General features: G+C 51.8%; 11 protein-coding genes. 9 read left to right on the top strand and 2 right to left on the bottom strand.

What is annotated here, in order from left to right:
- The first annotated feature begins 118 nt into the window (after positions 1–118).
- From BLX24_RS01905 to BLX24_RS01925, 5 genes are all read left to right on the top strand, one after another.
- Positions 119–535 (top strand): response regulator transcription factor, encoded by a 417-nt coding sequence (locus tag BLX24_RS01905; RefSeq protein ID WP_071501378.1) that lies wholly within the window; start codon positions 119–121, stop codon positions 533–535.
- Between the two features lie 79 nt (positions 536–614).
- Positions 615–1,781 carry a sugar transferase gene (locus BLX24_RS01910; RefSeq protein WP_071501379.1) on the top strand — a complete coding sequence of 389 codons (1,167 nt, stop codon included), beginning with the start codon at positions 615–617 and terminating at the stop codon, positions 1,779–1,781.
- On the top strand, positions 1,781–2,683 hold the full coding sequence (locus BLX24_RS01915; protein ID WP_143092542.1) for a glycosyltransferase family 2 protein: 903 nt from the start codon (positions 1,781–1,783) through the stop codon (positions 2,681–2,683). The genes BLX24_RS01910 and BLX24_RS01915 overlap by 1 nt, the downstream gene beginning before the upstream one ends.
- 21 nt (positions 2,684–2,704) lie before the next feature.
- Positions 2,705–3,916 (top strand): glycosyltransferase family 2 protein, encoded by a 1,212-nt coding sequence (locus tag BLX24_RS01920; RefSeq protein ID WP_071501381.1) that lies wholly within the window; start codon positions 2,705–2,707, stop codon positions 3,914–3,916.
- Positions 3,917–3,961: 45 nt separating this feature from the next.
- On the top strand, positions 3,962–5,410 hold the full coding sequence (locus BLX24_RS01925) for an O-antigen ligase family protein (protein ID WP_071501382.1): 1,449 nt from the start codon (positions 3,962–3,964) through the stop codon (positions 5,408–5,410).
- Here BLX24_RS01925 and BLX24_RS01930 read toward each other — a convergent pair.
- Both BLX24_RS01930 and BLX24_RS01935 read right to left on the bottom strand, forming a co-directional pair.
- The gene (locus BLX24_RS01930; RefSeq protein ID WP_071501383.1) at positions 5,394–6,014 is read right to left on the bottom strand and encodes an acyltransferase; all 621 of its coding nucleotides are present in this window, start codon (positions 6,012–6,014) and stop codon (positions 5,394–5,396) included. The two genes, BLX24_RS01925 and BLX24_RS01930, sit on opposite strands and share 17 nt — an antisense overlap.
- 6 nt (positions 6,015–6,020) lie before the next feature.
- Positions 6,021–7,208, bottom strand: a complete 1,188-nt coding sequence (locus tag BLX24_RS01935; protein ID WP_071501384.1) for a glycosyltransferase — start codon at positions 7,206–7,208, stop codon at positions 6,021–6,023.
- Between the two features lie 288 nt (positions 7,209–7,496).
- On the opposite strand from BLX24_RS01935, the gene BLX24_RS01940 reads away from it, so the two are divergent.
- The 4 genes from BLX24_RS01940 (at position 7,497) to BLX24_RS32545 (ending at position 13,945) form a co-directional block, all read left to right on the top strand.
- Positions 7,497–8,276, top strand: a complete 780-nt coding sequence (locus tag BLX24_RS01940; protein ID WP_218160666.1) for a TolC family protein — start codon at positions 7,497–7,499, stop codon at positions 8,274–8,276.
- 66 nt (positions 8,277–8,342) lie between these two features.
- Positions 8,343–10,514, top strand: coding sequence for a GumC family protein (locus BLX24_RS01945; RefSeq protein WP_071501385.1), 2,172 nt, complete (start codon positions 8,343–8,345; stop codon positions 10,512–10,514).
- A 28-nt stretch (positions 10,515–10,542) separates the two neighbouring features.
- The gene (locus BLX24_RS01950) at positions 10,543–11,979 is read left to right on the top strand and encodes an MOP flippase family protein (RefSeq protein WP_071501386.1); all 1,437 of its coding nucleotides are present in this window, start codon (positions 10,543–10,545) and stop codon (positions 11,977–11,979) included.
- Between the two features lies 1 nt (position 11,980).
- A complete protein-coding gene (locus tag BLX24_RS32545; protein ID WP_083421750.1) occupies positions 11,981–13,945 on the top strand; it encodes a glycosyltransferase in 1,965 nt (654 codons plus the stop codon).
- Positions 13,946–14,029 lie beyond the last annotated feature (84 nt).

Below are 14,029 nucleotides of genomic sequence, written 5' to 3' on the forward strand. Positions count from 1 at the left end.
AAGTATCGGTTACTTTTGAGGTTTGCTGGTATAAATGTAATAATTAGCAGGTGTAGCGAGTGACTGTATATTAATTCTTGAATAAAGATACATATTTATTAAAATAATTATCCGAAACATGGAAAAAAGGTACAATGTGATGATTGTTGAAGACGATGCATTTATCCGGAAAGTACTCCGGCAAAGTTTGCATCAGGATTTTGAGGTGATTTCGCACATTAATGCATTTGAGGCGATGGACTGGCTGGAAAAAGGAAATCCGGTCGACATCATTCTGACGGATTTGAAAATGCCGTTTATGAATGGTCAGGAGTTTATCCGCACAATTCGTGCCAGCGCGTTGTTTCGTAAAACTCCGATTATCATTCTATCAACTTTTGATGACAGTGCGACACGGATTGCCTGTCTGGAAGAAGGGGCGGATGATTACATGATCAAGCCCTTTAACCCGATGGAAGTAAAAGCAAAGATCATGGCCGTACTGCGCCGGACCGAACACCGGGTGAAGCCTTCATCGGCCGGGGCGACCGAATAAGTGATACTTGATCAAAAAAATACTTGTACACAACCGGCATCAGACAACCGTCTCCGGACTATCCGCTATAAGTTTGATCATGGAACAAAAGGAAGACAAAAACAGTACATTCCGCCTTCTGTTGGTAGAGGCTGACCCCTCGCGTATTCAGAATTTCAAAAATAGCTTCGGAGACATGGTACAGGTGTCGGTCGAGCCAGACGGGGCCGACGCCTTGTTATACGTTGAATTAGGAAATCCGGTCGATCTGGTGGTATTCAATGATGAGCTCGGGTACCTGACTTTCCTGCGGGGGATCGCGGACAGCCATTTTTTTGACGATACGCGGGTGATTCTGCTGAGTGCTGATGCCGGTATTAAACCGGAAGCGGCCCCTTACCGGAAATACATTGTTGATGTCTTCCCGAAAACGTATTCTTCCGAAGCCCTTGGCCGCCGGATACAGTACTTCATTCAGAAAAAACAGTATCAGGAAGCCGATAAGCCATTGTACAAACCGGCACCTATCCGGATGCCGGTCGGGAAACGGGCGTTCGATATTTTCGTGTCTTCGGTGCTGCTGCTGCTATTGTCACCCCTGTTGATTGTGGTGGCCATTCTGATCCGGCTCGACTCAAAAGGACCGGTTTTTTATAAATCGAAGCGGGTCGGGACGGGTTACAAAATCTTTGACATGTACAAGTTCAGAACCATGAAAACCGGAGCCGACAAGCTCATTTCGGGCATGGCTTCGCAAAACATGTACAACAAAGTAGTTGAGGAGCCGGAGATGGATCTGTGCGAAGAGTGCCTGCTGGCCGGCACGTCGTGTCAGCGGCCCTTGTTTCTGGACAATGAGCAGGTTTGCGAAAAACTGTATCACCGGAAGCAGAAGGCAAAAGCCACGTTTATGAAGTTTAAGGAAGACCCCCGGATTACGGGACTCGGCAAATTTCTGCGTAATTCCAGTATCGATGAGCTTCCGCAACTGATTAACATCTTCAAGGGCGATATGTCGTTTGTCGGAAACCGGCCCCTGCCGCCTTATGAAGCCGAAAAGCTGACCGTGGCGGGGTATGCGCGCCGGTTTGCCGCACCCGCCGGGCTAACGGGGCTATGGCAGGTAACCAAACGCGGGAAAGCCGGTGTCTCCGATCTGGAGCGGATTCAGCTCGATGTGTTGTATGCCAAAAAATACTCCTTTAAAACGGACCTGATTATCATGATCAGAACCGTGAAGGCTTTATTCCAGAAAGAAAACGTCTGATGGAAACACCGCTCGTTTCGCTGATTACGATCAACTATAATCAGGCGCAGGTGACCTGTGATATGCTGGCCTCTACCCGCGTGTTAACCTACCCCAATGTGGAGATTATCGTGGTCGACAACGGTTCCCGCGACGATCCCAGACCGTTGATCAGTCAGGGCGGTTATCCGAACGTGACGGTCATCATGAGCCCTGAGAATCTTGGCTTTTCCGGAGGAAATAACCTGGGTATCAGACAGGCGAAGGGAGACTATTTGTTCCTGCTGAATAACGACACCATTGTTACACCGGATCTGGTTACTAACCTGCTCGGGCCCTTTCTGAAGAATCCGGCAGTAGGGGTAACCTGCCCCAAAATCCGTTTCTACGACCAGCCCAATGTGCTCCAGTATGCCGGTTACCATCCGTTAAGCCGTTTTACCGGCCGGACGTGGGCGGTGGGTCTGATGGAAGAAGATAAAGGACAATACGAAGCGGGCGGACCAACGTTTTTTGCGCATGGTGCTGCCATGATGGTTAGCCGGCGGGTGCTTGAAACGGCGGGATCGCTCGACGATAGTTTTTTTCTTTACTACGAAGAACTGGACTGGTCGGCCCGGATTCGTAAAGCGGGCTTTGTGATCTATTACGAGCCATCGGCCCTGATCTACCACCGGGAGTCGATGAGTGTCGGCAAGCAGAGCGCCCTGAAAGTGTATTACCACATCCGGAACCGGTTATGGTTTATGCGCCGCAATGTGGCGGGTCTGCCCTTGCTGGTATTTTGTGTGTATTACTTTCTGTTAGCGGTACCTAAAGCGGTTTTGGGGTACCTGATTCGCGGGGAGTGGGCATCCCTGAAAGCCGTCGGGCGGGCCATCGGCTGGAATTTGCGGCACAAACCCGCCCGGACTATACCGTAATTACTGAAAATACGAACGTTTATGCTTGAAACACTACTGGTTATTGCCATACTGCTGGTGCTGTATACCTACGTGGGATATGGGCTGGTTGTCTGGCTGCTCATCAAAATCCGTGGCCCCTATAGAGCTACTGAGCGTATAACAGGTACGTTTGATCCGGAGGTTACCCTGATCATACCGGCTTATAACGAAATGGCCTGCCTGCCGGATAAGGTCGCCAACTCACTCGCTCAGGAATACCCGGCCGATAAACTCCGGATTTTATTTGTCACAGAAGGCTCCACGGACGGTTCGGAAGAATACCTCAAAGCAACTTATGGCGACAGGATTGCCGTACTTGGCGGTAGCCGGCGACGGGGAAAGGTCGCTGCCATGAACGAAGCCATGTTGCTGGTCAGGACACCGGTTGCCATTTTTACCGATGCCAACACCCAACTGAACAAACAGGCTGTTCGGTTGATTGTCGAGCAGTTCCGCGATCCTAAAACCGGCGCAGTAGCGGGCGAAAAACGAATTATGACGGCTGATAGTGAATCGGCGGCGGGAGCCGGCGAGGGCCTTTACTGGAAATACGAATCGCAGCTGAAAAAATGGGATGCCGAACTGTACAGTATTGTCGGAGCGGCCGGTGAATTGTTTGCCGTCCGGACGGAGTTGTATGAGCCGGTAGAAACCGATACCATCCTCGACGACTTTATCATCTCGCTGCGCATTGCCGGTCGTGGTTTCCGGGTTGGCTACGAACCGGATGCCTACGCCCTCGAACATCCGTCGTTCTCAATCATTGATGAAGAAAAGCGGAAAGTCCGGATCTCGGCGGGTGGTTTTCAGTCGATTGTGCGGCTGGCCTATCTGCTGAACCCCTTCCGGTATGGTATACTGACGTTTGAATACGTGTCGCACCGGGTGTCGCGGTGGGCCGTTGCCCCCGTATGTCTGGTGCTGATCCTGCTGCTGAATCTGTTGATTCTTCTGCAGCCGGAGGCCGGCCGGTCTGCGCTATACCCGGTCTGGACAGGGCTGATGGCGGGGCAGATGCTGTTTTATGCGGTAGCCTGGCTGGGCTATTTACTCGAAAAACGGCAGCTACGCTGGAAAGCGGCCTTTGTTCCCTTCTATTTTACCTTCATGAATGTATCGGCCCTGAAAGGTCTGGTCCGATACTTGCGGGGGAATCAGTCAGGGGCCTGGGAGAAAGTTCGCCGGGCAAACGAGGCTGTCATTCAAAAGTAGCAGGTGGCACTTCGTCAAAAGGCTTCCCTTGCCAACGAATAGCCCATGCAAATCAATCGCGTGTTGAGTCGTTCACATCTGGAAAATAAAAGCTGGCCCTACAGTGTGCTGGGCACGGCGGGTGCGCTGGTGTGTGGTGTGCTGATTGCTAAACTGGGCATTGTCGGGCTGGGCGTCTGCATAGCGGCACCCATCGGGATTGGCCTCGTAACGGGGATTCTGATGTCGCCCCGCTTCGGGCTGCTGGTGTATTTGCAGTACAGCTTTCTGGTTAATATACTCGCCCGGTTTTTGCCGGTAAGTGCGCCCTTCGGCCTGGTCGTGGATGGACTGCTGGCGCTGATTCTGCTCAGTCTGCTGTTCAACGGCCGCCGCTTAAACTGGTCGAAACTGAAGAACCCGGTCTTTTTTCTGGTCGGGACGTGGTTTATGTATAACGTGCTGGAGCTGGCCAATCCGGAAGCGCCCTATAAACCAGCCTGGTTTTTTCACGTGCGCGCGTTTTCGATGCACTGGTTCTTTGTCTCGATTATTGTACTGGTAACGCCGATAAAACGTTCCGATATTCTGCTGGTGTTACGAACCTGGCTGATCTGGTCGGTATTTGCGGCCATCTGGGCATTTAAACAGCAGTATCTGGGGCTTACCCAATCGGAACTGGAATGGCTCAATTCGGCCGGAGGCAAAACGCATTTGCTGTTCGGACACTTACGGAGCTGGTCATATTATACCGATGCTTCCCAGTTCGGAGCCGAAATGGCAGGGCTGGCGCTGATCTGTCTGATCTTCTTTTTTGAAGAGGATAAGTGGATTGTGCGGCTGGGCTACCTGGGGCTGGCCCTTGTGTACTTCTGGGGGTATGCTGTTTCCGGAACGCGGAGTGCCTTGTTTGTATTTATCGCAGGCTATGGCTTTTATCTGCTGCTGAAGCGCGATTTTACCAAGATTGCCATCGGGTTAAGTGTTGCGATTCCGGTATTGCTTATGCTGTTGTATACCGACATCGGCAACCAGAACTACCAGGTCTACCGGATACGCACCGCCCTGAAGCCCCTGGAAGATCCGTCGTTTCTGGTGCGGCTGGAAAACCAGGCCAAACTGGCAAATTACCTGCGGTATCTGCCGTTCGGGGCGGGGATTGGGACGGCGGCGGATGCAGGGGCGCGGTTCTCGCCCGGGCATTTTGCCGCGCAGATTCCGCCTGACAGCTGGTACGTTGAACTTTGGATTGAAACCGGTGTGGTAGGCGTGTATTTATATGTTGCGATGCTGCTGAGTATTGTCGGGGTAGGGGTCTACCGGATCTGGCACCTGAACGACCCCTGGCTGAGTAAGATCATGGGCATGTTCATTGCCGAATTTGTCGGGATTGCCGTCATGGGCTATTCCAATCCGGTGCTGGGGCAGTTTCCGACCAGTACCATGCTGTACCTGACGTCGCTGGCCTTTACGACCTGCAACCGCTGGGATACCGCCCCTACGAAACCGGCCTGACCCAGGCTTGTTGCGCGGCATCGTACTGTTTCAGCATGCGTGCCGGATTGCCGCCGACCACCGAGTAGGGAGGCACGTCTTTGGTTACCACACTGCCGCCTGCCACCACCGAATGGCGGCCGATGGTGACCCCTGCCGTGATAACGGCATTGGCACCAATCCAGCATTCGGGTTCGATGGTGATGCGTTTGGTGGTGACGGGTTGCCGGTGAATAGGCTGCTGAATGTCTTCGTATGCGTGATTCAGGCCCGACATGACCACATGCTGGGCAATGATCACATCGGAGCCAATGACCACGGGCCCGATGACTACGGAACCGATGCCTATCAGGGAGTTGTCGCCGATGGATACGTCGCCGACACCATTGTTGACGACGCAGAAATCTTCGATGGCACTGTTTGCACCCATCGAAAACCCATTGAACGGCAGCACATCCATGCGGGCAGACGACCGGATGGACGACCTGCGGTGGCGCTGGTGCATAAACGGGTTAACGAACCATTTAACCCACAGTCTGGGCCGGGCCTGACCGGCCGGAATGAGCAGCCAGTGGACCAGTTTTTTTACCGACGGGCGGCTGTCGAGGTAGGATTTTAGTGACATAACAGGTTAGGGCGCTGGCAGTTTACGGATAGCGTCGATGAGTTTTTGCATGGAGTTGTCCCAGGTATGCTCGCGCGCGAAGGCAATGCCAGCCTCCGCCGACGACGGGAAATGACCCAGCAGGGCCTGGTCAATGGCGCTGACAAACTCACCGGCATCGCCGGCGAGGTAGACGTGATCGCGGAAAATGCCCATGGTCTCGGTTTTAACGGCCACAACCGGTTTACCCATAGCCAGGTACTCGTCGATTTTACGCGGGTAATTGCCGATGGTTACCTCATTGACCCGCTGTGGATTAATCAGCACGTCGAGGTGGGCGAGGTAGGCCGGAATTTCGTGGGCCGGTTTAGAGCCAAGGAACGTAATATTGGGCTGCGCATTAAGCCGCTCTTTCTGGATTGAATCGTCGGTATGGCCGATCAGAACAACCTGCCAGTCAGGACGTTGGCGGGCCACGGCTTCGATAAGTTCGACGTCGAGGCGCAGACCGGTCAGGGCGCCGGCATAACCAATGCGCGGGCCGGGAAGGGCGGCCAGGTCAGCGGGAATAGGGGCGTGCGCGGACGGGTCGAAAAGCGTCAAGTCGCAACCCTGGCCAATATCAATGGCATTCGGATTGTAGCGGGCGGCCTGATTGGCAAGGTACAGCGAGTTGCTGGCAACCAGATCCGACGTTGCCATCAGCAGCGGTTCGAGCCGGAGACCGTGTTTACGCCAGTAATCGACCGCCAGAAAGTTGTCGCGCAGGTAGTAAACGGATGCCGCCGGACGGAGGAATTCTTTGTGGTAAAAACCCTGAATCATGTCATTATCATTGATCAGGACAAAGGAGGGCCAGCCGAGTTGGTTAACGGCACCGGCAATTTCACCGGCCACGGCCCGGCCATTGCGGCGGTTCATCCAGTCGAACAGCGGGCCGTCGGGCAGGAAGTTAATGGAAGCCAGTACCGATGCCGGACTCAGCACCCACAGATTCGGTTCGTCTTCGATGAGCCGCTTGCCCTGGTGTTGATCCAGAAACTGTTGGCGGGCCTGACCACGACCGGCCGGATCGTTGAAAACCGTCGTCCAGTCCATCGGGTCATTGACGAACAAAACGGAATGATTTCGGGCCAGACAGCGGGCCATGTCACGAATGTTGCTGCCCAGATTTTTTTCTTCCCAGGGTTGTCGGGAGGTAATGACAAAGTTCATACCCGTGGATTGGGTTGGATGAAAAAAAGTTACCGCTTTGGGGGAATATGTGTTACTTATTTAATTTGAGCGATATTAATAAACGCAATAGGTTTCCTTATAAACTCAAATCGTAAAGCGAACATATTGACCTGAAAAGCCAAATATTGTGATTAATTTTAAAAAAAAGAGCGATTCTCGTATAACTTTTGCTAGAAGTTTAAACAGGTAAAACGGCAGTTTTCCTGGGTATCCGGAGCGCAATACACTATGAGTACACGGACGTATATACGAAGAATAAAAAGACGAATGGGTCGGTATGCCGTTGGGTCAGGTCTGATAATGACCGGTTTTTTGCCGGCACACGGACAAACCACTCCGCCGGCCACAACGACGGCGCCCGCGGGTGTCGGCATTATGATCAACGACACCCTCTATTTTGATTTTAAAAAAGATATTTCGGCCCAATTATTGCCGATAAACCAATTGAGTGATCTGGCCGTGGCTTCATCGCCTTTGGTTAAATACGAAAAGCAGGTAACGGTTAGTCAGCTGGAGGCTATCAAACTGGCCAAATCGCAGAAATTTACGAATGCATCCGGCTTTGTGAATTACTCAACCGGTAATCAGGCGATTCTGTCGACAACACCCACGGGCAACGATGCCATCGGGCAGATTGCCAACGGGTATCGGGCCGGGGTGACCTTACAGCTAAGCCTGTTTGAGCTTTTCGGGCGGAAACACGAGGTACGGATGGCCCAGTCGAACCAGCAGGCAGCCGTGTACCGCCGTGAAGCCATTGAGTTACAGGTACGCCGTGAGCTGATCAACCTGTACCAGGATTTGCTGACTGCTCAGCGTATTCTGCTGGTGAAAATGCTGGACGAAGAAAACTCCTTAACGGCACTGCGGATTGCCGAAATTGAAATGCAGCAACGCAAACTGGACCCGAATACACTAGCCAACGTCAGCAACCGGTATTCGATCGTCAAATCATCGACGGAAGAGGTAAAAGGGCAGTTGCTGAAAAGTTTTTACCAGCTGGAAGCCCTGGTCGGGGTACCGATGCAGCAGCTGCGCCGGAAGTAAATTGGCTGAAGGACAGAACAAGGATTTAAAGGCAGCTATTCCGGTTTAACCGGTTTACGGAACGATATGATTTCAAAACTATTTCTCCGGATACTGAAACAATATGCTTACCTGTTTGTGCTGTTGCCACTTATTACGGCAGGGACGGTAGCTTTATTGACTCAAAATCAAAAGAAAACGTATTTATCGCAGGCGACAATTTATACCGGTCTGGCGTCGGGGTATTCACTGAACGCTAACAAAAACAACGCTTCCTTCGACTATTCCGGGGTAAGTAATGCATTTGATAACCTGTTGACCACCCTTAATTCAAAGGAAACGCTTCATCAGATTGCCGTAAGCCTGCTGGCCAAACACATGCAGGTGGCTCAGCCGGATACGCTTGTGCTGGCTGCTCCGGGGTTCGAAAAACTCAGACAATCGATTCCTGATCCGTTACGCCGCGAGATGCTGGCTGCCGGCTCACCAGCCCTGATTTATGCACGGATTGACAGCCTGTCGCGCTCCGAAAAAGACAATCCGGTTAAGGCACTGCTTTTTCGCTCGGAGACGTATTATTCGGTCAATCAGATTGCCAAGAAGCTGATCGCCAACCGGAAAAGCTCCAGTGATATGCTGGAAATGAGTTATGAAGCCGATGATGCAGCGGTGGCTCAGCAAACGCTGCAGTACGCGATCGGGATTCTGAATGCCCGCTACACCGCCCTGAAAAGTGCCGACAGTAATCCGGTCGTTACCTACTACGAAGATAAATCAAAGGAAGCCAAACGGCGCCTGGACGAAGCCGAAGCCCGGCTGCGGTCGTTTAACGTACAGCACGAGGTCCTGAACTTCGACGAAGAAGCCAAAAATATGGCCTTTTCGCGGGAGACTTTCGAGAACCAGTACAATCTGGAACTTATGCGGAACAACGCCGCCAAAGCAGCCATGGATGCCCTGATGCGCCGGATGGGGCAGCGCGGTAACCTGTTAGCGATCAACAGCGATATGGTCAAAAAGCAGAATGAGCTTTCTGACGCCGAGCTGCAACTGGTGACGGCGATGGCCAATAACCAGGATAAAACAAAATTGCAGGAGAAGGTGGCCCAGATTTCGGAAGAACTCCGGACCATTGCCCGCCGGTATTATGCCGCCGGTGACTCGCCGGAATCCATTCCGCAGGAAAAACTCATTGATGAGTGGCTGGCAAAAGTTATTGAATTCGAGGAGTCGGGGGCGCGGCTGGGGGTTTACAAAAAACGCCTTGGTGAGTACCAGGCAAAAACCAAAGAATATAGTCCGCTCGGATCCGATCTCCGGGAGCTGAACCGCGATCTGAGCGTGGCCGAGAAAGAATACCTGACGTTGCTGCAAAGCCTCAACGAGGCCCGGATTCACCGGCAGGACGTCTCGATTGACGGGGAACTGAAAATTCTGGACCAGCCGAATTATCCGTCGTCACAGAAAAAAACAAGCCGGATTGTGTTTATTGCCGGTGGTATCGGAGTCGGGTTGTTCCTGGCGCTGCTGGTGGTTGTGCTGCGCTTCCTGCTCGATCGCCGGATCAGCTCGCCGGACCAGGCCGAGTCGCTGATTGGCCGGCCGGTAGTGGCAATCTTTCCGGTCATTAAACGGTTTTCGATTGACGCCCGTAAGAGCCGGATTGCCCTCAGTATGTATGAGCAGCTGTGCAATGCGATCAATGTTGACATTGCGCGCTCAACCAGTAAAATTCACCCGCCGGTAATTACCCTGATCAGTATGCGGGCCAAACAGGGTAAGACCTGGATTACGCATGGCCTCGCCCGCCTGTATGCAGAGTCTGATCAGCGGATCGCGTTCTGCTTCCCGCGCCAGAGCGACGAAGATCACGGGTTTGAGCAGGATAATGTGACGTTTTTCCCTTACCGGGTCTTGCCGGGATTCATGAATACGATGTCGGTCGACGAGCTGATCCGCCGCGACTATCCGTTCAATCCGACCGATTTCGACAAAATCATTCTGGAGTTGCCGGCCTTTATCAACAGCCCGATTCCGGTTTATCTGGTAAACCAGACCACCGTGGCTATCATGGTGGCCGATGCCAACAGCGTGTGGGGGAGAGTGGAAAAGAATCTGCTTGATTTGTACCTGAAGGTAGCCAATCATCAGATGTTGCTGGTCCTGAATAAGGTAGATGGCGAGTATACCGAGGCCCCGAGCGTGGAAGAAGCCCGCATGGTCCGGATTCAGCCCGACCACCTGAATGAAGGGCGCTAAAGCCGAATTACTGACCCATAAATAACGTATGAGTACTACCCGGAATGCGATTGACGGCGGGAAATGGATTACCATTTCTACGGTCATATCCACTGTGTTTCAATTTGCCCAGGTATCGATACTGGCGCGGCTGTTAGATCCTGCGGTGTTCGGGGTCGTCAGCGTCAGTACACTGATCATCAACTTTTTTTACATTTTCAGCAATTTAGGTTTTTCCAACTCCATCATTTACAAGCAGGAAAGTGATCCGCGCGTATTGTCGACCCTCTATTACGTGAGTTTGCTGATGGGTGTGCTGATCTTTGTGATTGTCTATTTCAGTGCCCCCCTGGTGGTTGCCTATTACAAGGAGCCGAAACTGGACCGCGTGATCCGGCTGGCTTCCCTCTACTTTCTGATAATCTATTTCGGGCAGCTTTATCTGTTTATTCTGCAGAAAGAACTACGGTTTAAATCCATTGCCATCATGGAAATTCTGGGCGCCTTTGTCGGCACCGGCGTGGCGATCGGGCTGGCCTATAATGGCTTTGAAGAATTATCCCTGATCTACGGGCAACTGGCGATGCACGTGGTCCGGACAGCGATTCAGATTATGTTCGGTATCAAGCTGTTTTTTCCGTCGTTCTATTTCAATTTAGGGCTTGTAAAAGAGCATATTAAATTCGGTATTTATAATGTCGGCGATGGGTTGCTGGGGTTTGTGCAGGGTAACTCCGATAACATTATTGTCGGCGGACTGCTGGGCGTAAAAGCGCTGGGTTATTACACAATTGCCTACCAATTGGCGGTCTTTCCGATCAATAAACTGAACCCGATTATTTTACAGGTTGCTTATCCGATTCTGGCCAAGATGAAGGAAAATGCGGATGAATTAAAGCAGTCGTATCTCAAGATTCTGGACCTGATCAGCTACCTTAATATTCCGCTATTGGCCGGATTATTTATCACGGCCGAAAGTGTAGTACCGTTGTTATATGGCGACGGGTGGGAGGAAACGATTCCGCTCATTCAGATTTTTGTTTTACAGAGCTTTTTCAGCTGCCTGGCACATCCGTTGTTTACGCTGGCATTTACCAAAGGCAAGCCAAATCTGTTGTTTTACCTGAACCTGGCAACGCTGGTTGTTAAAATTCCGCTTTTGCTGCTTTTCGGGAAGTATTGGGGGGTAACCGGCATTGCGCTGGCGTTTGTATCGGCTACCTTCTTTAACCTGGTCGTCAATTTCGGTATTGCCCATTCGCTGATCGGGTCGTTTTTCGGTTCTTTTCTGCGGAATATTCAAAAACCGCTCCTGTTTGCGTTACTAATGATCGTTGGCATATATCTATACAAAGTGAGTGTCGGCTACGAAGGTCCAATACATACTTTGGTCGAAATTGCCATTGGCGGACTCATTTTCGGCGCCTTGACGCTTCGCTTCAAATTGTCGTTTTCGGAATTAAAGGCGTTCAGACAACAGATGTAATATGAAAACCAAACATCGTTTTGACGTTCTGGATATATTCCGGGGAATTTTTGCGTCGATGGTGGTCTTTTTTCACCTGTCGCCCTTTGCTGATACGCCGTTACTGAATAATCCGCTGGTCGACAACGGCGATATGTTTGTTGACTTTTTTTTCGTGCTGAGCGGGTTTGTCATTGCCTACAACTACAGCGAAATCCGGTCGGTCGGCGAGGCAAAGAACTTTCTCTCAAAGCGGTTCTGGCGGATTTATCCGCTACACCTGATTATGCTGCTGGCATTTCTGGTGGTGGAGCTGTCTAAAAACTCCTTATCGGCCTACATTCATGTTAACAATTCGGTCAGGAGCAACGATGTAAATTCGTTTATTTCTTCCCTCTTGTTGATTAACTCCATTAAGCTGCCGGGCATTCAGGATGTCAGCTGGAATATCCCGAGCTGGTCGATCAGTGCCGAGATGGTAGCTTACGTTGTATTTGCAGGGATTTTGCTGCTTATCGCCAGCCTGAACCGGCAAGAGGCAAAAGGAATTGTTTTTCTGATTGTGGCGGGGCTGGCCGCCTTGATGTTAGTACAGCTTACCGGTACCTACCGCTTAAACTATAGCTTTGATTACGGGTTTCTGCGCGGGAGTTTCGGGTTCTTTTCCGGAGCGTTCTGCCTGATCATTTTTCAGGGTTCGTACGGCAGTGTACACCAATTTTCCCGCTATCTGTTTGACGTACTGGAGCCCCTCATACTCGCGGCGATTTTCTACATGATCATACACGGGGAGCAGTATAAATCGGTCGGGCTGGTGTATGATGCGTTGTTTGTAGCGGCGATTTATATTTTTTCGTTTGAAAAGGGGTTTGTATCAGCCTTACTCAAAAAGCCGGCTATACTGGCAAAGGTCGGGATGTACAGCTACTCGATCTACATGACCCATACGCTCATCCTGAGTTTGTTCAATATTGTCTTTATCCGAATTCTGAAATTACCGCCATCGGCGTACGTTTATTTAGTATTTTTGAATTACTACCTGATCTACAAAGTGTCAGCGTGGACCTATCACCATATTGAAATGACGTTTAAAGGACTACCCGACTGGCTCAAGAAGCATCTTTATCCGTATAATCCTGCCAATCTGCCGCAGGACCGGGTAGAGGCCATCCGTCAACGAATGGCAAACCAACGGACCGATCAGCCTGATGTGTCGATTGTGGTGCCGGCCTATAACGAAGAAGCGAATCTGCTGCATACACTCTCATCGCTGGCGAGCCAGAAAACGGCGTATACGGTTGAACTGCTGGTGGTCAACAACAACTCGGTCGACCTGACGCAGGCGATTCTGGATCAGTGCGGCGTACGCTCGGTACTGGAAAAACGTCCGGGGGTGGCCTATGCCCGTCAGGCGGGTCTGGAGGCGGCAAGAGGCCGGTTTGTGGCCAATGCTGATGCCGACTGTATTTATCCTGCCGGCTGGGTAGAGGCTATGATCAGGCCGCTCGAAAAACCGGAAATTGCCTGTACCTATGGTCTGTATTCGTTTCTGCCCGGCGGCCACTCCTCCCGGCTGGCGCTGATGGCCTATGAAAAGGCGGCGCATCTGGTGAATGCGATCCGGAACCGGAACCGTGCCTACCTCAATGTGTATGGCTTTAATTTTGCCTTCCGGCGTGCCGATGCGCTGGCGGTTGGCGGTTTCGAACTGGATTCGGGCCGGGAGGGCTCTGTGGCCGAGCTGATTGCAGGGGGAGAGGCCCCGCCGGATTCAGGGCGCTGTGAAGACGGGTTAATGGCTATGGCCCTGGAAGAGGCGAAAAAAGGCCGGATTCTGCGGATTGCCAACCCGGCCGTGCGCGTCTGGACAAGCGACCGGCGCCTCGTGGCTGACGGAAGTCTCGGACAGGCATTTAGCCGGCGGGTGCGTAAAAGTTTGCAGGAGATGGGTTTCTACCTCTCCTCATCCAAAACGACTTCGTCCTGATATGAAGCGACTGCGGCAGCTTGGTCTTTTGTGGATGAGCCTGTTGATGAGTCGGTGTTTATGTGCGCAATGTCCTTCCGGAAC

This window comes from Arsenicibacter rosenii (assembly GCF_001870735.1).
Taxonomy (GTDB): domain Bacteria; phylum Bacteroidota; class Bacteroidia; order Cytophagales; family Spirosomataceae; genus Arsenicibacter; species Arsenicibacter rosenii.

Bases quoted from the DNA above. Each gene is read 5' to 3' on its own strand.
- BLX24_RS01905 (WP_071501378.1), top strand. From the start codon at position 119: ATGGAAAAAAGGTACAATGTGATGATTGTTGAAGACGATGCATTTATC.
- BLX24_RS01910 (WP_071501379.1), top strand. From the start codon at position 615: ATGGAACAAAAGGAAGACAAAAACAGTACATTCCGCCTTCTGTTGGTA.
- BLX24_RS01915 (WP_143092542.1), top strand. From the start codon at position 1,781: ATGGAAACACCGCTCGTTTCGCTGATTACGATCAACTATAATCAGGCG.
- BLX24_RS01920 (WP_071501381.1), top strand. From the start codon at position 2,705: ATGCTTGAAACACTACTGGTTATTGCCATACTGCTGGTGCTGTATACC.
- BLX24_RS01925 (WP_071501382.1), top strand. From the start codon at position 3,962: ATGCAAATCAATCGCGTGTTGAGTCGTTCACATCTGGAAAATAAAAGC.
- BLX24_RS01930 (WP_071501383.1), bottom strand. From the start codon at position 6,014: ATGTCACTAAAATCCTACCTCGACAGCCGCCCGTCGGTAAAAAAACTG.
- BLX24_RS01935 (WP_071501384.1), bottom strand. From the start codon at position 7,208: ATGAACTTTGTCATTACCTCCCGACAACCCTGGGAAGAAAAAAATCTG.
- BLX24_RS01940 (WP_218160666.1), top strand. From the start codon at position 7,497: ATGGGTCGGTATGCCGTTGGGTCAGGTCTGATAATGACCGGTTTTTTG.
- BLX24_RS01945 (WP_071501385.1), top strand. From the start codon at position 8,343: ATGATTTCAAAACTATTTCTCCGGATACTGAAACAATATGCTTACCTG.
- BLX24_RS01950 (WP_071501386.1), top strand. From the start codon at position 10,543: ATGAGTACTACCCGGAATGCGATTGACGGCGGGAAATGGATTACCATT.
- BLX24_RS32545 (WP_083421750.1), top strand. From the start codon at position 11,981: ATGAAAACCAAACATCGTTTTGACGTTCTGGATATATTCCGGGGAATT.